1 protein-coding gene is annotated in these 931 nt (G+C 61.9%); it reads left to right on the forward strand.

Annotation, left to right across the window (positions count from 1 at the left end):
- Positions 1 to 394: hypothetical protein (locus tag RFM40_RS33580; RefSeq protein WP_320279058.1), on the forward strand; the 394-nt coding region annotated here is incomplete at its 5' end.
- Between the last annotated feature and the right edge of the window lie 537 nt (positions 395 to 931).

Raw genomic sequence — 931 nt, forward strand, 5'->3', positions numbered from 1 at the left:
TGTTGGTTTCTACGCCATCGTCGGCACGTCGCTCTCCTGGCCCTGCGTTCCTATCGGACGTGGTTTGTCGATGCGACAGGACCGGAGCGTAAGAACTTTCGCTTGCATGATCACCGCGTCCCGGCTCACCGTCAGAACGCAAAGCGCTTTCTTCCTGGCTTGCTTCACCTTCTGGTGCCAAAGGAAAACGGCGCCGCGCCATGCCCGTTCCGCGCAATGCGGAAGCGAAAAGTCGTGGTTGACCAACGGGGACGCGCGCGGACCGGTCCTGCGGGGTATCATCACCGCGGCCTGCGACGCGGCTGGAGGAAGCTTCGCTAGCCTGCGGCTCGCGGTGCGTCCGCTCGACAATCGAGTTGAACGCGTTTCCACCTTCTGCCGCGGCGTGACCTGATGCGGCGCGGGACCTGCCGTCCGGGGCGCCACCGGCTGGAGTGCCTCCGATGCGCGATCTTCCCGTCCGGCCGATGTTGGTCATGTTTCGTCTCCGATCCAGGCAACAACGCATTGCCTAAAGTGTGTGGAGCAACGACAGGCGAGCCAACATGGTCGTCGCTCAGGAACCCCAAAGCGCGCCTAGGGCACCGAGCCCGGGAGCTCTGAAGGAAGCACCTTGTCCGATCGGTAAATCGAGCAGGCCCTTGGCCGGGCCGACGCTCGAATACCTTTCGCTCGCAGTCGGGAGGTCGCAATCACCTTCAACATCACCTAACAACCATTGCTCGCTTGAGGCGGAACGTAGCCTGGCTGACCTGACAACAAACTGACGCGCCATGAGAGCTGAGCAGAATCTGAGAGCCGCCGGAGCAAACCGTTGCTTTTAGCCAAGGGACAATGGCCGGCTGAACTGACGTGCGAACGGTATGACGACGCGAGTACGTTAGACCGGCGGCGCGTAAGGCATACGGAATCCAGCTGCTTGGAACGCCAG

Source organism: Mesorhizobium captivum (genome assembly GCF_033977165.1).
Lineage (GTDB): Bacteria > Pseudomonadota > Alphaproteobacteria > Rhizobiales > Rhizobiaceae > Mesorhizobium > Mesorhizobium captivum.